The sequence below is a fragment of the Zymomonas mobilis subsp. pomaceae ATCC 29192 genome (assembly GCF_000218875.1).
GTDB lineage: Bacteria > Pseudomonadota > Alphaproteobacteria > Sphingomonadales > Sphingomonadaceae > Zymomonas > Zymomonas pomaceae.
Genome location: NC_015709.1, coordinates 923,090 through 943,108, shown reverse-complemented (window position 1 = coordinate 943,108; position 20,019 = coordinate 923,090). Strand labels below are relative to the sequence as shown.

Below are 20,019 nucleotides of genomic sequence, written 5' to 3'. Positions count from 1 at the left end.
TTAAATATGGTGACTTTCTTATTCTAGAAAGGAAGTGTTTCATGGAAATCGTTGCGATTGATATTGGTGGAACGCATGCGCGTTTCGCTCTTGCGGAAGTCAGTGGTGGTAAAGTTGTTTCTTTGGGAACGGAAACAACGTTCAAAACAGCTGAACATGCTAGCTTACAGTTAGCTTGGGAACGTTTTGGTGAAAAGCTTGGTCGTCCTTTACCTCGGGCTGCCGCGATTGCTTTTGCGGGTCCTGTACATGGTGAAGTTTTAAAGCTGACGAATAACCCTTGGGTATTACGTCCTGCTACGCTGAATGAAAAATTGAATGTTGATTCCCATATCCTTATCAACGATTTTGGTGCTGTAGCCCATGCCGTTGCGCATATGGATGCTTCTTATTTAGGCCATATTTGTGGTCCTGATGAAGCCTTACCTGCTGAGGGGGTTATCACCATTCTTGGGCCGGGAACGGGTTTAGGCGTAGCCCACCTGTTGCGCACAGAAGGTCGCTATTTCGTCATTGAGACGGAAGGCGGGCATATCGATTTTGCGCCTTTGGATAAGCTTGAAGATAAGGTTTTAGCCCGTCTTCGTGAACGTTTCCGCCGGGTTTCTATCGAGCGTATTGTTTCTGGACCAGGTCTTGGCAACATTTATGAAGCTTTAGCTGCAATCGAAGGTGTTCCTTTCAGCCTTCTTGATGATGTTAAACTTTGGCAGATGGCTCTCGAAGGCAAAGACAACTTGGCCGAAGCCGCTCTTGATCGTTTCTGCTTAAGCTTGGGCGCTATCGCAGGTGATCTTGCCTTGGCACAGGGTGCCTCTGGTGTTGCTATCGGCGGTGGTGTTGGTCTGCGTATTGCCGGTCATTTACCAGGATCTGGCTTCCGTCAGCGCTTTGTATCCAAAGGTCGCTTTGAACGCGTTATGTCTAAAATTCCGGTTAAGTTGATTACTTATCCGCAGCCTGGCTTATTGGGTGCTGCCGCCGCCTATGCCAATAAATATTCTGACGTTGAATAGTTTTTAATTTTAAGAATTTAATTATCTTAGAGTTAAATTACTATAATGCCTTTTTCTGTTAATTGCTTTTGTAGTTAACGGGAAAAGGCATTTTTTATTAAATTTGTGTATCTTATTCTGTAAGAAATAAGGGCGTTCGTTTTAAAATTTTAAAATAATATTTTATATGTGATTATTTTTTCTGTCTTATCTTCTTTCACATCGTAATATTATTTATAAAGAGACAAATGTTGTATTAATATAGAGGCTAGTTGGCGGACATCGTTGCCTTGCCATCCATTCCGAGGACCATATTTTTCTAAAATTGTCGTTATCATGATAATATCGGCTTCTTCAGAACAGGTTACTTTATTCTGATACGTCAAAAAATCTAAAATAGAAGGTATTTCTGCAGCTTGAGCAATAGCTTCAAGATTTCTAACCGACATTATCGAACTGTAATTTCTATCGACCGCACGTGATAATGTTGTTGCTGCCTTTATATCAGCTTTACGGGCTAACTCAGCCCAACTTATCCCCATTTTATAACGAATACTATGAAGCCAGTCAGCAATGATTTTTTGTTGTTTCATCATCGATCTTAGTATCAATTCAGTTGGTGAAGTAATTATAATTAAAAATACAATATGAAGTGATTCCTAAATAAAATGTTAAATTCTATGAAATTTAATATTAAAAATGCGCTATAAATAATTAATGAATATATTTTTAACGTTAAGTTATAATTTTTTTTAAAATAATATTTAACTGTAGTAAATCATATAATATTGTTTAATTTTTAAACAAAAAATAAGTATAATTTATTTTTTTAAAAAATAAATTTAATTTTTTTCTGTCCTACAGGCAATAAAATATACATATTATCTATATCGAAGGTTGAAGCACTAAATATAAAATGAAAATTTTTCATTCTATATTTTGGTAAGGATATAGATAGTAAAATTATATCTTTATCAAAGTCGAGAACTTTTATGTTTTTGGCTTTTAATCGCCTCTTTTTAGGATAGTTTTTATGTTGAATACTGTAGGTATTGCAGAATCAAGTCTGTGGACACGTGCTGATGCCATGAAAGTGCATGCCGATGATCCGACAGCAACGATGCCAGCTATCAGCTATGATTTCCCTGTTATGAATGAGGACTATTGGATCTGGGATACTTGGCCTTTACGCGACATTCATGGCCAAGTTGTCAGTTTTCAGGGCTGGACTGTTATTTTTGCTCTCGTAGCGGATCGGTCTAAATACGGTTGGAGCAATCGTAATGATGGTGCCCGTATTGCCTATTTCTATTCTCGTGGGGGCTTAAATTGGGTCTTTGGCGGTCATTTGTTAAAAGATGGCGCAAACCCCCGCTCATGGGAATGGTCTGGCTGTACAATTATGGCACCAGGTACGGCTAATTCAGTTGAAGTTTTCTTTACTTCAGTTAACCAAACGCCGCCCCAATCAGTACCCGCCCAGTGTAAGGGTTATATCTATGCTGATGATACGGGTGTTCGGTTTGAAGGTTTTGATGAGGTTACTGATCTGTTTGAGGCAGACGGTCTTTATTATGCCGATTATACTGAAAATAATTTTTGGGATTTCCGCGATCCACACGTCTTTATTAACCCTGAAGACGGAAAAACTTATGTCCTGTTCGAAGGCAATGTAGCCATGGATCGGGGCACAGTGCCGGTTGGCAAAGACGAAATCGGCCCCGTCCCGCCAGAAACTGTGACGCCAGATGGTGCACGCTATACGGCTGCCGCTATCGGTATTGCTCGTGCTACTAATGAAGCGCGCACTGAATGGAAGATGTTACCGCCTTTGGTAACCGCTTTTGGTGTTAATGATCAGACTGAACGCCCTCATGTTGTATTTCAGGATGGTCTAACCTATCTGTTTACGATCAGTCACCATTCGACCTATGCTGAGGGTTTGGATGGTCCTGATGGTGTTTATGGCTTTGTCTCAGAAAATGGCATTTTTGGCCCTTATGAGCCATTAAACAGCTCTGGATTGGTCTTGGGTAATCCGTCATCTCAGCCTTATCAGGCTTATTCACATTACGTGATGACCAATGGATTGGTCACCTCTTTCATTGATACGGTTCCCAGTAGCGACCCGACGGTTTTCCGTTATGGGGGGACTTTGGCTCCAACCGTTAAGCTGGAATTAGTAGGGCATCGTAGCTTTGTAACTGAAGTGAAAGGCTATGGTTATATTCCGCCACAGATTGAATGGTTAACGGAAGCAACTGCTGACCTTTTCTAAAATAGATACCTATTTTAAAATTTTTATTCTTCTTATCTCAAGAAGAACGTTCGTAATTATTTTAAAAAATTAAAATTCAAATACTTTAAAAGATTTTTCTTTTGAAGAGATCGTTTTTTACCCTTTTTACTCGTTCCATTGGGGTGATTTATTACTCCAATGGAACCTTTATTCATATGTTTTATAAGAAGCAAAATTTTCGCAATGTTTAATTTCAATGCTAGTCGTTGGACGCGTGCCCAAGCGATGAAAATCAATAAGCAAGATAAAACCACGATGATGCCGGAAATCGGTACCGATTTTCCAATTATGCGTGATGATCTATGGCTTTGGGATACCTGGCCACTACGTGATATTAATGGGAATGTCGTCAGCTTTAAAGGCTGGACGGTTATATTCTCTCTGGTCGCTGACCGGAAAATCGCGTGGAATAATCGTCACTCTCATGCCCGTATCGGATATTTTTATTCAAAAGATGGTAAAAGCTGGATCTATGGGGGCCATCTTTTGAACGAAACCGCTAATACGCGGACTGCGGAATGGTCAGGGGGCACTATTATGGCTCCCGGTTCGCGTAATCAAGTTGAGACCTTCTTTACTTCAACACTTTTTAATGAATCTGGCGTAGCTGAAGCAGTAGCTGCTGTTACGAAAGGCCATATATACGCTGATAATAAAGGTGTCTGGTTCAGTGGCTTTGATCAGTCAACGGATATGTTTCAAGCAGATGGCCTCTTCTATGCCAATTATACCGAAAATAATCTGTGGAATTTCCGCGATCCCCATGTATTTATTAATCCTGAAGATGGTGAGACCTATGCCTTGTTTGAAGGCAATGTCGCCATGGTGCGTGGGCAAAGTGCGGTAGGTGAAGAGGAAATAGGTTTCGTACCAGAAAATACAGCCGTGGCTGAGGATTCCTGCTTATGTTCTGCCTCTATCGGAATCGCCCATTGTCTTTCAGATGACCGTACAGAATGGGAACTGTTACCACCCTTGGTAACCGCTTTTGGTGTTAATGATCAGACAGAACGTCCCCATGTTATTTTTCAGAATGGTTTGACCTATCTTTTCACGATTACCCATAATTCTACTTTTGCCGATGGGCTGACGGGCTCTGATGGTCTTTATGGTTTTGTTTCTGAAAACGGTATTTTTGGCCCCTATGAACCTTTGAATGGTTCAGGTTTGGTTTTAGGCGGCACGCCATCCCAGCCTACGGAATCCTATGCGCATTATATGATGAATAATGGTTTGGTAGAATCATTCATCAATGAAGTTATTGACCCTAAAACAGGTAAAATTATCGCTGGCGGCACCTTGGCACCTACAGTGCAGGTTGAATTGCAAGGCCATGAAACCTTTGCAACCGAAGTTAAAGCCTATGGGTATATTCAAGCTGATTACGCTTGGCCAGTAAGATCTATTCCAGATCGACGTCCCAGTATTCGTTAACCCCGGAGCGTTAATAATTTAATTTATCTGTTTAGGAAATTAAAATGGTGGGCGCGGCTGGGATTGAACCAGCGGCCACTGCGATGTGAACACAGTGCTCTACCACTGAGCTACGCGCCCGCCTGTGGTTAATGCCACTAAGAAAAACTGAGCCTTTTGTCCAGCCTTTTTTAAAAAGGCAAAACACGCTTAAACAAAATTTCCCCCTCTATCCATCAGGGTAGAAGGGGAAGAATATTTAGGTATTATATTTTAGTGGTGAACATGACTCAGGCCTTCCGAGGAATGGCCCATCATTGCAGCAGGCGGGAAGGCGGCTAAATCGTCTTCTTCGCTCCAATCAATGGGATCCAGCTTTTTAGTCAAGGCCAAAGTTAATACCTCATCAACATGAGAGACCGGAATAATCTTCAGGCCTTCTTTTACGATGTCCGGCAACTCGGCTAAATCTTTCGTATTTTCCTCTGGGATCAGAACAGTGGTTATTCCACCGCGCAATGCGGCTAGTAATTTTTCTTTTAAGCCGCCAATCGGTAAAACACGGCCGCGAAGAGTAACTTCACCCGTCATTGCAATATCCCGTCGCACAGGTATACCCGTCAGGACAGATGTGATCGCTGTAACGATACCAATACCAGCAGATGGCCCGTCTTTAGGCACCGCACCTTCGGGTAAATGAATATGCACATCTTTCCGGCCAAAAAGGCTTGGTTTGATACCATAGGCTGGTGCACGGGATTTGACGAAAGAAAGAGCGGCTTGAATAGACTCTTTCATCACATCTCCCAGCTTACCCGTCGTTCGGATATTACCCCGACCCGGCACTGTAACACTTTCAATCGTCAGCAATTCACCGCCGACTTCTGTCCATGCCAGACCTGTTACAACACCCACTTGATCTTCTTGTTCGGAAATACCGAATTTATACCGACGGACACCCGCAAATTCTGCTAAATTATCAGCATTCACGGTAATTTTTTTTGCCTTCTTTTCCAAGATGCGCCGCAAGGCTTTGCGCGCCAGTTTAGCTAATTCACGTTCCAAGGCGCGAACACCGGATTCCCGTGTATAATAGCGGATAAGATCACGGATGGCCGTATTATCAACGTTAAATTCACCTTTTTTCAGGCCATGGGATTTAATCTGGCGCGGCAAAAGATGTTTACTCGCGATCTCAATTTTTTCGTCTTCGGTATAGCCTTCAAGCCGGATAATCTCCATGCGGTCAATAAGGGCAGGAGGCAGATTGAGAGAATTTGCCGTTGCAACAAACATGACATCCGAGAGATCGACTTCAGTTTCAAGATAGTGGTCTTGAAACTTGTTATTCTGCTCTGGATCAAGAACTTCCAATAAAGCAGAAGCGGGATCACCGCGGAAATCTTGTCCTAATTTATCAATTTCATCCAGCAGGAATAGCGGATTAAAACTGTCAGCCTTTTTCAGATTGGTAACAATTTTACCAGGCAACGATCCGATATAAGTACGGCGATGACCGCGAATTTCGGCTTCATCCCGAACACCGCCCAAAGACTGACGCACGAATTCACGGCCTGTTGCCTTTGCAATAGAACGCGCAAGCGAGGTCTTCCCTACGCCAGGAGGGCCGACCAAACATAAAATCGGGCCTTTAAGCTTGTTGGTGCGCGCCTGAACCGCAATATATTCAACAATCCGTTCTTTGACCTTATCAAGGCCGAAATGATCTTCGCTCAAGATAGCTTCAGCGGCTAAAATATCTTTCTTAACACGGGATTTTTTACCCCATGGCAGATTGAGAAGCGTATCCAGATAAGTTCTTACAACGGTAGCCTCGGCGGACATCGGCCCCATCGCACGCAATTTTTTAAGTTCGGAAGTTGCCTTGGCTTTTACCTCTTTAGGAAGCTTGGGATTATTAAGCTTTTGCGTGAATTCAGAGAGTTCATCGCCGTCATCTTCTTCATTACCTTCGGCGGCGGCTTCTCCTGTGGAAAGCTCACGCTGAATAGCCTTCAATTGTTCATTGAGGTAATATTCACGCTGGTTTTTTTCCATCTGGCGTTTGACACGGCTTCTGATTTTCCGTTCAACCTGTAAAACACCTAGTTCGCCTTCCATCAGACCGAATGTCATTTCCAGCCGTTTAGAAGGATCAAGCTCTTCAAGAAGCGGTTGTTTATCCGCAACTTTGACAGCTAGATTGACGGCAATAGCATCCGCTAATCGGGAAGGGGTACCAATCTCTCCAATCTCATGAGCAATATCACCCGGCAATTTACGGTTAAGTTTGGCATAATGCTCGAACTGGTCTTTGACCGAGCGCATTAAGGCTTCAACTTCATCATTCTCGACTGTTTCGTCTTCCAGACGTTCGATCTCGGACCACTTGAATTTTCAACGCCGACTAATTTAGCACGGCATTGACCTTCAACAAGAACACGGACAGTGCCATCAGGTAATTTAAGAAGTTGAAGCACATTCGCGACCACGCCTACATCGTAAAGTGCTTTACGGTCAGGGTCTTCTTCAGCCGGGTCGCGCTGGGAAACAAGAAAAATGGTTTTTTCTGCTGCCATCACGCTTTCAAGCGCTGCTACCGATTTTTCACGTCCGACGAAGAGCGGCGCGATCATATGGGGAAATACGACAATGTCGCGCAGCGGTAAAACGGGAAGGGTTTCTGTCATCACAACTCCACTGAAACGGACAATTATATCCGTCTTTTTATAAATATGGTGACGATCTTTTGGGGTTCAATCAAGGGATGCGTCTGGAAAAATTCTTATTTTAAGAAAAAATTTGAAAATAGCACAAAATCCGGATTTTATTATCGTTTTTAATTTTGAAAATTAAAATACTGGTTTGAATTATAAATTTATATACCCTGATAATAATGAAGAGCCAGCTGAAAAATCATCAAACTATTAGACAAAAACTGGATGAATGGAGTGCTCTCTATCCCTTGTTAAGCCAATGGATTTTAGAAAGCGGATACCCTCATTACTGTCCCATATCACCAGATATAGCCAGTCTTTCTCGCATCATAATCGGTCAGCAATTACATACAAAAGTCGCCGAGACGTTATGGCAGAGAATTTCTCAGTATTTAGGAATAGTAGATGCAACATCCTTGCTTTTAGCTGAATCAGAAGACTTACGAAAATGTGGCCTTTCATTAAGCAAGATTGCTTATCTGAAAGATTTAGGACGGTATGTTTCAGAAGGTATTATTGATTTAACAAAGCTCCCTAAAAATGATGAAGAGGCCTTACGTCTTCTTATGCAGATTCATGGTATCGGACGTTGGAGCGCCGAAAACTATCTGATTTTTGCGGAAGGGCGTTTGAATATTTGGCCAGCCGCTGATTTAGCAATCAGAATAGAAGTAGGCCGCTTTCATGAATTGGATTATCGGGCAAAACCATCTGAGACTGTAGCATTAGGAAATAATTTTAGGCCTTTTCGAAGTATATTAGCGTTATTTTTGTGGCATCATTACAGATGGAGAAACAATACTCTTAAAATATAAATTATTAACTTTGATAGTTGGAATAAAAATTTTAAATATAAATATTTTACTTTTTATAAAAATTGATTTTTTAATATTTTTTATAGGCTTGTGATGTAGTATTTCATCGACAATAAAAATTTCATGAGTATTCGTTTTTCTTCTTTTAAATCTGATTATGTCCCACAAGCTCGAAAACTTGCAAAATTAGGGGCCACCAATCGTGAACTGGCTGAATTTTTCGATGTGAGTATTCGCACTATTGGCCGTTGGATTTTAAATCATCCTGAATTTGCCCGCGCTGTTCGCGTGGGAAAGGCGGTGGCCGATGATCGCGTCGAGGCCTCTCTTTATAAAAGAGCTGTAGGATACAGCTATGATTGTCAGAAAGTGATGATGGTCGCAGGAAAACCTGAGATTGTTGAATTTGTCGAGCATTTACCACCGGATATTAATGCCTGTAATTTTTGGTTGCGTAATCGTCGTCCTAAACAGTGGAATGATAAACAGAAAACAGAAGTTACCGGTCAAAATGGTGGTCCTATTATTGCCCAGATTGAACGGGTGATTGTCGAGGAAAGAGATCCTCATAAAAGAGGTCAACCAGAGAAGTGCAATACTATCGGACAGAGAGAAGGATAGCGCTTTATGCCGCCTTCTTTATTACGGATACCTACCGCAAAAGTCTTTAGTCCGCTGTTAAAACCTGCGCGTTACAAGGGGGCTTATGGTGGACGCGGTTCAGGTAAATCACATTTTTTTGCCGAAATGCTGGTTGAAGATTGTTTGCGAAATCCAGGCTTACGCGCTGTTTGTATTCGTGAAATTCAAAAATCACTGAAAGATTCTGCAAAACGTCTGATCGAAGCCAAACTTTTGGCCTATAATCTGGGACAGGCGCAAGGGTTTCGGGTTTTGCGCGATAGTATCCGCACTCCCGGTGATGGGGTAATTATCTTTCAAGGGATGCAGGATCATACGGCGGAAACTATCAAGTCATTGGAAGGTTTTTCGCGGGCATGGGTTGAAGAGGCGCAAACCTTGTCACAGCGCTCGTTAGAACTTCTTCGTCCTACTATTCGTAGCGAAGATTCTGAATTGTGGTTTTCATGGAATCCCCGTTTCAAAAATGATCCCGTAGATAAAATGCTGCGCAGTGATAATCCACCGACGGGTGCCCTTGTTATAGAAGCAAACTGGTCTGACAACCCTTGGTTCCCGTCACCCTTGGAACAAGAGCGGCTCGATTGTTTAGCCTATGATCCTGACAAATATCATCATATTTGGGAGGGCGGATATGCCGAGATTACCGAGGGCGCTTATTATGCCAAGGCTCTGGCAATAGCACGGGCCGAAGGCCGTATCGGAACCCTTGCTGCTGATCCTTTGATGGCGTTTCGGGCTGTTTGGGACATAGGAGGAACCGGCGCGAAAGCCGATGCTACGGCTATCTGGATTATTCAATATATTGGGCGGGAAATTCGATTTTTAGATCATTATGAAGCGCAAGGGCAACCTTTGTCCGCGCATCTTTATTGGTTGCGTTCCCAAGGCTATGAACAGGCCGTTTGTATCCTGCCCCATGATGGCGCGCAGCACGATAAAATAGTTTCTACCAGTTATGAAGGCGCGTTGCGAGAAGCGGGGTTTTCTGTGCGCGTGATGCCTAATCAAGGCAAAGGCGCGGCCATGCAGCGCGTAGAATCTGCAAGACGATTGTTCCCACAAATGTGGTTCGATGAAAAGCGTTGTCGAGGGGGCTTAGAGGCGCTCGGTTGGTATCATGAAAAACGGGACGAAATCCGCGGCATTGGCCTTGGACCGGAACATGACTGGGCCAGCCATTCGGCGGATGCTTTTGGTTTAGCCGCCATCGCTTGGGAGCCCCCCGTTACCAGTCGGAAAATTGTCTATAGCAATAAAGGAATATTATAATGGATCGGCTGGGAAAAAAGCTCAGACGGGCGAATTTCTGTATTAAATCGAAATTAAGGGAGCCTTGTTTATGACGCTCCCTGAAAAAAATCAGACCTTCGCCTCTCCATCGGATAAAGTCGAAAAAGAGAAGCCGCAAAATGCGCAATATTTAAGCAATAGGGCGCTATTGACTATTATACGGGAAAAAGCAGAGGCCGCCGATAGTTGGCACAGTAGTTTATTAGCCGATGATCAAGAAAATGCGATAGATTTTTATGAAGCACGCCCCTTTGGTGATGAAGAAGAAGGTCGTAGCCAAGTAGTCAGTCCAGACGTCGCCGAAGTCGTCGATTATATGACCGTTAGCCTATTGCGCACGATTATATCGGGGGATCGGGTTGTCGAATTTGAACCCGCTTCTTTAGAACAGGCGCAAGCGGCTGAAGATGCCACAGAAGCGATTAGCTATGCCTTTATGCATGGCCAAGATGGTTATAAAGTTTTGCATGACTGGATTCAGTCGGGTTTAATTGAAAAAATCGGTATCGTAAAAACGGCTGTTCTGTCTGAACGGCGGGCTGCCATCAGACATATCACTTTAGAAGAAGATGCCTTAGCCGCCTTGTTAATGGAGGCAGAAGACGATCCCGATCTTCAACTATCTGTAACGGATAGGGGCACAAATGGTTTTTATGATGTGACCATAACGCGTTATCGACAGCAAAAACGTTACATCGATATGCCGATTCCGTCAGAAGAATATCGCTTTTCTGCCCGAACCCGCCATGAAGATGACGCTGATTATCAAGCGCATGTCAGTTATAAAACGCTGTCAGATTTGATCGAAATGGGTTTCGATCCCAATATCATCGAGACGTTACCGTATGATAAGGGTCGTTTTGATTCTGACCCAAGAGCCAATGCCCGTTGGCGTGATGAGAATCCTTCTTTATCGGCAGCAGAGGGCGTAAACCGCGAAGTTTTATTACATGAAGAATATGTAAAGCTTGATCGTGACGGGGATGGTATCGCCGAATTATTGCAAATCTTTCGGGTTCAAGACACCCTATTGGCGATTGAGGAAGTGGACGAAGCGCCCTTTGTGATATGGACACCCTTTCCTAGAGCGCATCGGATGGTCGGCAATTCTCTGGCCGAAAAGGTCATGGATATTCAACGCATCAAATCGGTTTTGATGCGGCAGGCTCTGGATGGGGTTTATCAGACAAATGCGCCTCGTATGGCCGTTAATATTGATGGTTTAACCGAAGATACATTTGATGATTTATTGACCGTTAGACCGGGGGCTATTGTCCGGTATCGGGGAAGTATTCCGCCAACTCCCCTTAATGAAGGTTTCGATATTCAAAAATCCTTGGGGATGATGGAATACATGCAGGCGGCTCAAGAGAGTCGCACAGGTATTACCCGTCTTAATCAAGGATTGGATGCGGATACCCTCAATAAGACAGCAACCGGTCAGGCTTTATTACAGGCTCAAGGGCAGCAAATGGAAGAATATGTTGCCCGTAATTTTGCCCAGAGTTTAGGGCGTCTTTTTCAAAAGAAACTGTGGCTTATGATTGCTGACGGTGATCCGATAGCGATTAAGGTTGAAGGCTTGTATCGTACCGTTGATCCGACGTTATGGCCGCCGGATATGGCTATTCGGGTAACAGTAGGTTTGGGGTCTGGCAGGAAAGATCAACGCTTGGCCTATCGTCAGCAATTGTTGAATGTTCAGCAACAGGCCTTGGCTTTGGGCTTAACGGGGCCAGAGCAAATTTATAACAATATTGCGGCAATGATCCGCGATTGTGGACTGGGTATTCCAACCGATTATTTAATTGATCCTGCAACCTTGCGACAAAATACGTCTTCTCAAAATAAAACGCAAAATTCTGCTGGCACAGTTGTAAATAATACGGATGATAGAGCATTGAAGGCTGAACAAGAGAGCGATTTAACGCAGCAAAAAGCGATGGCTGAGCAAAATCAAATCGCGGCAGAATTTGCCTTAAAAAAGCAGGAAGCTGAAGCAAAATTGGTAATGCAGCAGCAGGAGCATGCACAGCGTTTGGCCTTAGCCAAAGCGAAAGCGGCAGAAGATGCAGAACTTGCGCGGCAACGTTCGCAATTTGAAGCCTCTTTAGCCAAAGAAACGGCGGATCGTAACTATGAAATGGCTTTAAAAATGGCAGAGCAAAAAAAAGGCAAGCCAAGTCGCAAGATAGATCAGTGGTTGCCTCAGGATAAATCTGGCGGAGCATTGGATAAATGAGCCCTCAAGACCCCATTTTACGGGCGCGCCGCTGGCAAAGTTTTTATGAAGAAGCAGGGGGATTAAAAGACATTTTAAGTGATATAGGCACCAGTTATATTCAGCGTATGTCAGCGATTGCTCCATGGGAGCCCGAGGCTGAACGTAAATTGTTGCGGTTATCTATGGCCAATCGCATCGTCGGTCAGATTGACAATCTGGTGCAGGTTATTATCGGCGATGGTCAATTGGCCGATCAAGCCCAAGAACACGCCCGTAAAATCGAAAATTTACCAGAGCGAAAACGGCGCTGGTTGTAAATCCTTTCATGGATTGACCATAAATTTCATTCTTCATTAACCGGCATCAAAGGCCTTAATTCAGACGTGACGAGACGTCTGTTAACGCCCATGCTTTCTTGAAAACGGTATAATAGCCGTAGGAATAACAGGGAAATGACAAATATTAAACAGGCTTCAGGAAAAGGCTCTCAGGGCTCTATTCTGGAAGCGGCAAGGGCTTTAAATAATTTTTCGCCCGACCTAGAAGGCGATCAGTCATCATCAGCGTCCGATAACGGGATCGATAGCCTTCCAGATAATTCTGTAGATACAGGCGGTAATAATACAGCTACGCAATCTGTACCGCTATCTTCAACAGATTCCACGAAGCCACAGGGTGATTATGGGGCTCTTCATCGCCATTATGCCGATCAGTTAGCCAAATATGCGGAAGCTATTACCCCTAAAAAACCAGACCCGAATCTGCTTGTCAGCAATCCTGCCCTTTATGCGGCACAACTGACTCAATATGAGGACTTAACCGCGAAACGCGATCAGATTGTTCAAGAAGCGATTCAGGCAGCCTCGCAGGCTGAATCCGTTGAATTAGCTAGGCGAGTTAGTTGGGCAAAAGCAGAACATCAGCGGTTGATAACGATGATGCCGGAATGGAATGATAACCATCAACGCGCGACTATGGTGGCAGCTTTTGAAGAGACGGGGCGGCATTTAGGCTATAATGACCATTCATTGGCTCATGCCGACGCAACAGATATTTTGGCTTTAAAAAAAGCCCATGAATGGCGTGGTAAAGCGGCGCAATGGGATGCTTTGCAACAAGGTAAGTCGGCCGCGATTAAGGCTGCGAAGACTTCTGGCAAGACCGCCCAACCCGGCACGGCCCAACCACAAGGTGCCTCCCAAACCCGAAAACTGCATGAAACTATGGGTATGTTACGGCAAAAGGGCGATGTCCATTCCGCCGCCGCAGCCATGAATGCCTTATTTCGATAATTATTTAATTTTTACCCTTATTTTAAAGGATTTATTATTTATGGCGGTTGCCTCAAATACAGTACAAACTTATTCGCGTGTGGGTGTGCGTGAAGATTTAGCCGATATTATTTACAATATCAGCCCGACTGGATTCTTGGTCCGTTAATGTAGGTTTTAAAAATTTTCTCAAAAGAGGAAATGGAAGACCTGCATTAAATGAAAAGGCGGTGAATTCGGGGAACGTCCGACCGTGAAAAACGGGGATAATCCCGAGCCAAGCTTGAGACGAAAGTTTCTTGAAGGTGTAACGACTAATAGCCGAGCCTACGAGTAAAGCAATAAAACTGATTACGTCTACTTTTGAAAAAGAGGCAAGAGGAACTCTTTATCGTTGCGACATGCAATGACAAAAATATGACTTTGAAAAGCGTTATGAAAGCCTTTCATTTTTAATATCAGTCTGTTTTAAACTTATGGCAGTAATGCTGACACGAGCGCCGCCCGCGAAAGCGATGATATAGTCTGAGCCTTGCAGGAATGTAAGGAAGCAGGGGATAAAGAGCCCTTGCGGTAACAATCTGGAAACACCTTTTGTCACAGCCATTGGTCAGACAACAGCTAAAAACACCTATACAGAATGGCAGACAGACACATTAGCAAATGCTAATGCCCAGAACAAGCAAGTAGAGGGGGCCGATCTTGCCAATGAAAGTCGTCAACCTACGGTTCGAGTAGGCAATTATACCCAGATTATGACAAAAGTCGTCGGTACCTCCACGACAGATCGTGCCGTTAGAAATGCGGGACGCGGTGATGAACATGCTTATCAGTTAGCCCGTGCCGGTCAGGAATTAAAACGCGATATTGAAGCCCGCTTTACGGGTAATTTCGCGGCGATCCCGGGTGATGGTGCCTCTGTCGCCCGTGAAACCGCAGGCGCTTTAGCATGGATAAGGCATAATGCGAACCGTGGCACAGGTGGCGTTAATCCGTCAATGTCCGGCGGCGATAATGGCAGTGGTTATCCAACGGTTGCAGCCACAAATGGAACGATGCGTCCCTATACTGAAGATTTGTTAAAAGAAGTTTTGGGCGATGTTTGGGTCAGTGGAGGGCAACCTAATATGGTTATTACCTCGTTAAAGTTGAAACAGACGGCGGCGGCTTTTCCCGGCCTTGCCTTAAATCGCCGTAGCACAGGCGATCAAAAAGCACGCATCATTGCAGGTGCTGATATTTATGTTTCCGATGTTGGGGAAGTGCAATTTGTGCCGAACCGTTTTTGTGACAACAGCAGTGCTTTGGTTATTGATCCCGAATACTGGTCTGTAGCCACCTTAGACCCCATGCAGAAACGTTCTTTAGCCACGACCGGCCTTGCTGATCGGGATGCGCTTTATACTGAAATTGCGCTGCGCTGTCACAATGAGGCCGCTTCTGGTGTGCTGGCCGATTTGAGTGCCGCTTAATTCAAGTTGAGAAAAAAAGCTAAAAGGCGGCCGATTTTTTGGGTCGCCTTTTAGGCGCAATATTATCTCGGAAGCCTAAAATGTTCTTCCTCCTTTATCTAAAAATACCTGATGAAAGAGGCATTTTAGCGCGTCGTTTATCCTCTCTGCTATCAGAGAATCTAAAAGAAAAGAGCCGTTAAAATGGCGCGTGAACGCCTATTATCCTTTGATCCGATAACGGGATTAAAAAGTTGGTTTTCCTCTTCTGAGGAAAATCAAGGCAGTTGGCATATCCGCTATGAACAGGATTGCGAAGCCGCTTTAGAGGCCAACAAGCGCGCGCAAAATGAAGCTTTCGATCGCCGTTCCGATATGTGGCATGCGGCGCATATACCGGCTGCTATTTTGATGGAATGGTTGGTGAAATATGGGGTGCGTTATTGGGATAAGAACCATGCGCCCGCCGTCCGCCGATTACTGAACCATCCCGATTATCGCTATTTGCGGGTCAATCATTTTATTATGTGAGGACGACTGATGGGTCTTTTTATTGACGCCCAGAATTTTGACAGCCTTACGCATTATGATGGCTTGTTAAAAGCGGTGGCACTGTGGCTTGAGCGGGAAGATTTAGGGGATGAAATTCCTTATTTTATCCAATTGGCTGAAGCACGTTTCAGACGATTGCTGGTCAATCCAGAATTAGAAATAGAGATACCTTTGCCCGTCGCGGGGGTTATCAATTTACCGGATGATTTTGCTTCTGTCCGCTTGTTATCGGTTTCCGATTTTTCTGGAAAACAAAGTATTTTACAGGTTTCTCCAGAAAATTTTCAACAATATAAGGCGAATGGCAACCACAAGCCTATTTTTGCCATTATAGCGGGGCAATTGTGGATTTCCCCTCTATCGACAACAGAAACACAGATTGCCTTAACCTATTTGGCAAGCTTGCCTTCTTTATCTTTGGAACGGCAAAGCAATTGGTTATTAACAGCCCATCCCGATATTTATTTGTTTGGTAGCCTGTTACAGGCTGAATTTTTCGGATGGAATGACAGTCGTCTGCCTGTGATTAAAGCCGCACTTGATGAGGCCTTGGATGAATTAAACACAGCAGGTCTTCGTAAAAGATATGGGGCTGGCCCCCTTATCGCCCCTACGCCCGTATCAGAAGCGGTCAGGGGGGCTTATCGATGGTAAGTCAGCGCTTTATTCTGGGAGCTTATGAACCTGATCAGCCTCCCCATTTAACGGATTGTCTGATTAATGTCAGTAATGCTTATCCGAGTGCCAATGGTTATCGCCCTGTAGGTAGTTTTTGTTCTTTTGCACCGGCTTTACCCACGGCCTTTATGGGCGCCTCGGCTTTTTTAGGCTCTGATGGGTCGACTTTATTATTAGCGGGCACAAAAGATAGCCTATACCGCTATGTTTCCGGCAACTGGCAAGCTATCTTAACCGGCCTACCCGCCTATGGTTTGTGGCATTTTACCCAATTCGGGGATTTTGTCATCGCGGTTAATGGAAGTGCCACGCGCAAGGTGAATATCCTGACAGGGGAGGCCTCCGCAATATCAGATGCACCCACGGCGGAAATTGTGGCGACTATCCGTGATTTTGTCGTTTACGGGCGAGCATCTGCCCAGAAAAATCTTCTCCAATGGTCTGGCTTTAATAATGAAGACAGCAATGTCATCGGCGATGATCAGGCGGGTTATCAGCCTATGCTGACAGGGGGGGACATTATGGGGATTATCGGGGGTGAATATGGTGTCATTATTCAGCGTTCCCGTATCGTCAGAATGACCTATACGGGTGATGCCTATATTTGGCAGTTTGATGAAATAAGCGCCAATGTTGGTGCTATTGCCGCTGGGTCAATTGCCCAGGCCGGACGACAGGCTTTCTTTCTGTCCGATCGAGGTTTTATGATGACCGATGGTGTTTCTGTAACCCCCATCGGGAATGAAAGAGTGGATCGAAGCTTTTTTGAAAGCTGCCCCCGCAATAATTTATCTGAGATTACGGCAGCCATTGATCCGCGTCGTCATATGGTAGCGTGGCTTATACCCGGTCATCCTTCCATGGTGCTGATTTATAATTGGGCTATTGATCGTTGGAGCCGACTAGACCTTGCCGCTATCAGCCTATTTTCGGGTTTTACTGCTAATACGACGTTAGAAGATTTAAATAAACTTTATCCCCATGGGTTGGATACGATCCCTTATAGTCTGGACGATCCCCGATTTTCCGGCGGTGATCCGCTTTTTATATTTGTTGGGCCTCAAAATGATTTTGGGGTTTTGACTGGATGTAATTTGCCTGCCTGTTTCGAGACCGGTTTCTTTAGTGCCGAGGAGGGTTACCACAGTCGCATACGATCGGCGCGCTTGCTGAGTGATATAACAGAAGAAGCCACTTTAACGATCAAAATGCGCGCTCGATTAGGGGATCCGACAACAGGGCAAGTAAAGACTATAGTAATGCCTTCCGGTCGCATCCCGTTACGCGTCAATAGCCGCTATTGTGCGGCTGTGTTGGAAACAAAAAAAGGCGCTAACTGGTCTTTTATTCAAGGATTTGATTGGGAAATTATCGCAGGAGAAGGGCGATGATGCTCCGTTTATCTGTGACGACCTCTTCTATAGCTGATTGGGTGCGACGGGCTGCAACCGCTATTAATAGTTTAATGACGCAGTCGGAACAACAAGCGGCTTTACTGCAAAGCTATCGTAACCAGCCGCTTCCTAAAAGTGATACGCCACCGAGCGATCCTGAAGAAGGCCAATGGTTCTTTAATACCCGTAACAACAAAGCGATGATGTGGGACGGGGCGGGATGGCAGGCTTTGTGGTGATTATTCAACCTGAATAATGGTTTCAATGCATTGTCATGAAGGAAAGGCCCTCAATGAAAATTGGCATGATTGCAGACCCTTTAAAATGGCTAGGCTGGCCTGAAGCCAAGCATTTTTTAGATCCGGCTTTAAAACGTTCTGATGAAATTTGGTCCGATATTCTACCGGAATTAGCCAGCGGTAGTCTTCAACTGTGGGCTGTATTGCAGACAGAGACCCTTTCTTCGGAAAAATTCGATCTTCAAGAGAAATTATATGCAGCCGCCGTTACCCGCATAGTGAATAGCCCCGCGGGTGAGGTAGCGGAAATTTATCTGGTAGGCGGAAAAGATTTTTCACTTTGGCTAGCTGAATTATCGGAGGTTATTGCCCGATCAGCCCGTGAAATAGGCTGTATTGCGCTTCGTGCTTATGGTCGAAGCGGCTGGCGGCGTCCTTTGGCCCTTTTAGGCTGGCATGAAAAAACAGTCGCTTATGAAAAGCGATTATAAGAGGATTTTATGAGTAAGAAAAGCAAGGCAACAACGGCGCCTAGCCGTTTTGCACAGCCCTATATTACAACAGGCGCCAATGCGCTTCAGCAGGCTTATGATAGTAATCAAGGTAATGTGAGTAATATCAATAATGTATTGCAGAGCAATATTGATAATGTCGCTGATAAAACATTAGATAATGATGATCTTAATAAAGCCAGTCAATATAACCAATCAGTCTTGTCTGGTAATTATCTTAATCCATCTTCTAATTCTGCTTTGTCAAATGTTATCAATATGACCAATCAAGATGTTACCAATAGCGTTAATGGAGCGATTGGGACCCGAGGTCTTACCGGCGGTTCTGCCCAAACACAATTATTGGCCAAAACATTAGGGCAAACGGATAGTAACCTTCTTTATAACAATTATAATAATGAGCGCGGTTATCAGCAGCAGGCCGCCGAAAATGCTAGTAATATTGCAGAGGCTGGCAATAATGGCGTTAACACGCTCGATAATTATTTGGAAAATACAGCGGCATTACCGCAATCTTCTGCTTCTTCTCTCGCCAGCAACATGGCGTCTTTATTGGGGAATTATAATACCACGACGCAAAATCAAGGATTAGGCTCCATGCTTGCAAGCTTGGCGGGCGCAGGTTTATCCGGTTTTGCTTCCAATGGTTTTAAAATTTAAGAAAGTTTAAAACTATGGCTATGTTCGGCAATACTCTTCAACAGGACAATAATAGTCTGGAAAACGCTTTAAACAGCCTACAAAATAGCCCTGTTTTTTCGGATTCTTCGCCTTCTGTTTCTTCTACCTCGTTTGGAAATTCAAATAACCCAATAAGCAATTCTATATCGCCTGATCTTTCTAGCGCTTTGCCTAAGACGGCAGCTTATTTTCAAGCGTCACCGGATAACGTCTCTTTTCCAGTGCAAGAGGATACTTCTTCAACCTCGAAATTGGCTTCTCATCCGTCTTTCTTTTCTTCTGGCGGGGCGGGGCAGCGTATCGCTGGTATTATAGGGGATGCTTTATTGCTCGCCAATGGTCGTTATCCGCTTTATCTTCCTTCTGTAATGGAACATAATCGGCAGATTGAGCAGCAAAACGGACAACAACAACAGCGGGAAGCTAATGCCACTATAGCAGCTCAAAAACTGAGCCAACAGCAATCAACTGCGGCAATGAAAGCCACTAAACCGCAATATCATTTTGGAACAGATGGCCGTGTGTTGGCACTTGATCCTCTGACAGGGGAGACCTCCCAATTAAGAGATCCTGATACGCCCAATCTCAGTGAACATGAGCGTATGATCAATCGTATCATAAATTTACCCGCTGATGATCCAGAACGCCGCCTTACAGAGCAAGCCCTGTTAGGTAAAAACAGGCCTCTTATGCGGCCTTTGTCTTAAATAAAATAAAATCAAAAAAAGTCTTAAAATGTAGGATTTTTTAAGTAATTATAATGAAGTTGATTTTATATCGTTGATTTTATTTCAAATAAGATATTTGTATTTTTACATATTATTATTTTGAAGTAATTTTATT

19 protein-coding genes, 1 tRNA gene and 1 pseudogene are annotated in these 20,019 nt (G+C 44.1%); 18 read left to right on the top strand and 3 right to left on the bottom strand.

The window, feature by feature from the left end; genetic code table 11:
* The first annotated feature begins 41 nt into the window (after positions 1-41).
* A complete protein-coding gene (gene glk, locus ZYMOP_RS04270; RefSeq protein ID WP_013934126.1) occupies positions 42-1,016 on the top strand; it encodes a glucokinase in 975 nt (324 codons plus the stop codon).
* A gap of 209 nt (positions 1,017-1,225) precedes the next feature.
* Here glk and ZYMOP_RS09545 read toward each other — a convergent pair whose 3' ends face one another.
* A complete protein-coding gene (locus ZYMOP_RS09545; RefSeq protein ID WP_013934125.1) occupies positions 1,226-1,591 on the bottom strand; it encodes a hypothetical protein in 366 nt (121 codons plus the stop codon).
* A gap of 437 nt (positions 1,592-2,028) precedes the next feature.
* Between ZYMOP_RS09545 and ZYMOP_RS04260 the strand changes: the two genes are divergently transcribed.
* Both ZYMOP_RS04260 and ZYMOP_RS04255 read left to right on the top strand, forming a co-directional pair.
* The gene (locus ZYMOP_RS04260) at positions 2,029-3,273 is read left to right on the top strand and encodes a glycoside hydrolase family 68 protein (protein ID WP_013934124.1); all 1,245 of its coding nucleotides are present in this window, start codon (positions 2,029-2,031) and stop codon (positions 3,271-3,273) included.
* 204 nt (positions 3,274-3,477) lie between these two features.
* Positions 3,478-4,728: a glycoside hydrolase family 68 protein gene (locus tag ZYMOP_RS04255; RefSeq protein WP_013934123.1), complete on the top strand. Its 1,251-nt coding sequence runs from the start codon at positions 3,478-3,480 to the stop codon at positions 4,726-4,728.
* 45 nt (positions 4,729-4,773) lie between these two features.
* Here the strand turns inward: ZYMOP_RS04255 and ZYMOP_RS04250 are convergent.
* Both ZYMOP_RS04250 and lon read right to left on the bottom strand, forming a co-directional pair.
* A tRNA-Val gene (locus tag ZYMOP_RS04250) sits at positions 4,774-4,848 on the bottom strand.
* 132 nt (positions 4,849-4,980) lie between these two features.
* Positions 4,981-7,397, bottom strand: a pseudogene (gene lon, locus ZYMOP_RS04245) (endopeptidase La).
* A 206-nt stretch (positions 7,398-7,603) separates the two neighbouring features.
* On the opposite strand from lon, the gene ZYMOP_RS04240 reads away from it, so the two are divergent.
* From ZYMOP_RS04240 to ZYMOP_RS04170, 15 genes are all read left to right on the top strand, one after another.
* On the top strand, positions 7,604-8,239 hold the full coding sequence (locus tag ZYMOP_RS04240) for a DNA-3-methyladenine glycosylase family protein (RefSeq protein WP_013934122.1): 636 nt from the start codon (positions 7,604-7,606) through the stop codon (positions 8,237-8,239).
* A gap of 123 nt (positions 8,240-8,362) precedes the next feature.
* A complete protein-coding gene (locus tag ZYMOP_RS04235) occupies positions 8,363-8,860 on the top strand; it encodes a hypothetical protein (RefSeq protein WP_013934121.1) in 498 nt (165 codons plus the stop codon).
* A gap of 6 nt (positions 8,861-8,866) precedes the next feature.
* Entirely contained in the window at positions 8,867-10,153 is a 1,287-nt protein-coding gene (locus ZYMOP_RS04230; protein ID WP_013934120.1) for a PBSX family phage terminase large subunit, read from the top strand.
* 70 nt (positions 10,154-10,223) lie between these two features.
* A complete protein-coding gene (locus ZYMOP_RS04225; RefSeq protein ID WP_013934119.1) occupies positions 10,224-12,416 on the top strand; it encodes a portal protein in 2,193 nt (730 codons plus the stop codon).
* Positions 12,413-12,715, top strand: a complete 303-nt coding sequence (locus ZYMOP_RS04220) for a hypothetical protein (protein WP_013934118.1) — start codon at positions 12,413-12,415, stop codon at positions 12,713-12,715. The genes ZYMOP_RS04225 and ZYMOP_RS04220 overlap by 4 nt, the downstream gene beginning before the upstream one ends.
* Positions 12,716-12,850: 135 nt before the next feature.
* Positions 12,851-13,690, top strand: coding sequence for a hypothetical protein (locus tag ZYMOP_RS04215; RefSeq protein ID WP_013934117.1), 840 nt, complete (start codon positions 12,851-12,853; stop codon positions 13,688-13,690).
* A 40-nt stretch (positions 13,691-13,730) separates the two neighbouring features.
* On the top strand, positions 13,731-13,838 hold the full coding sequence (locus ZYMOP_RS04210) for a hypothetical protein (RefSeq protein WP_041581954.1): 108 nt from the start codon (positions 13,731-13,733) through the stop codon (positions 13,836-13,838).
* A 388-nt stretch (positions 13,839-14,226) separates the two neighbouring features.
* On the top strand, positions 14,227-15,141 hold the full coding sequence (locus tag ZYMOP_RS04205) for a DUF5309 domain-containing protein (protein ID WP_013934115.1): 915 nt from the start codon (positions 14,227-14,229) through the stop codon (positions 15,139-15,141).
* Positions 15,142-15,324: 183 nt separating this feature from the next.
* Positions 15,325-15,651, top strand: coding sequence for a hypothetical protein (locus ZYMOP_RS04200; RefSeq protein WP_013934114.1), 327 nt, complete (start codon positions 15,325-15,327; stop codon positions 15,649-15,651).
* A 9-nt stretch (positions 15,652-15,660) separates the two neighbouring features.
* Positions 15,661-16,326 (top strand): phage adaptor protein, encoded by a 666-nt coding sequence (locus ZYMOP_RS04195; protein WP_013934113.1) that lies wholly within the window; start codon positions 15,661-15,663, stop codon positions 16,324-16,326.
* On the top strand, positions 16,320-17,741 hold the full coding sequence (locus tag ZYMOP_RS04190) for a hypothetical protein (protein ID WP_013934112.1): 1,422 nt from the start codon (positions 16,320-16,322) through the stop codon (positions 17,739-17,741). The genes ZYMOP_RS04195 and ZYMOP_RS04190 overlap by 7 nt, the downstream gene beginning before the upstream one ends.
* Positions 17,738-17,983 carry a hypothetical protein gene (locus ZYMOP_RS04185; protein WP_013934111.1) on the top strand — a complete coding sequence of 82 codons (246 nt, stop codon included), beginning with the start codon at positions 17,738-17,740 and terminating at the stop codon, positions 17,981-17,983. The genes ZYMOP_RS04190 and ZYMOP_RS04185 overlap by 4 nt, the downstream gene beginning before the upstream one ends.
* A gap of 53 nt (positions 17,984-18,036) precedes the next feature.
* Positions 18,037-18,474 carry a hypothetical protein gene (locus ZYMOP_RS04180; RefSeq protein ID WP_013934110.1) on the top strand — a complete coding sequence of 146 codons (438 nt, stop codon included), beginning with the start codon at positions 18,037-18,039 and terminating at the stop codon, positions 18,472-18,474.
* 9 nt (positions 18,475-18,483) lie between these two features.
* A complete protein-coding gene (locus tag ZYMOP_RS04175; protein ID WP_013934109.1) occupies positions 18,484-19,155 on the top strand; it encodes a hypothetical protein in 672 nt (223 codons plus the stop codon).
* A 20-nt stretch (positions 19,156-19,175) separates the two neighbouring features.
* Positions 19,176-19,883: a hypothetical protein gene (locus ZYMOP_RS04170; protein ID WP_252507447.1), complete on the top strand. Its 708-nt coding sequence runs from the start codon at positions 19,176-19,178 to the stop codon at positions 19,881-19,883.
* The last annotated feature ends 136 nt before the right edge of the window (positions 19,884-20,019 follow it).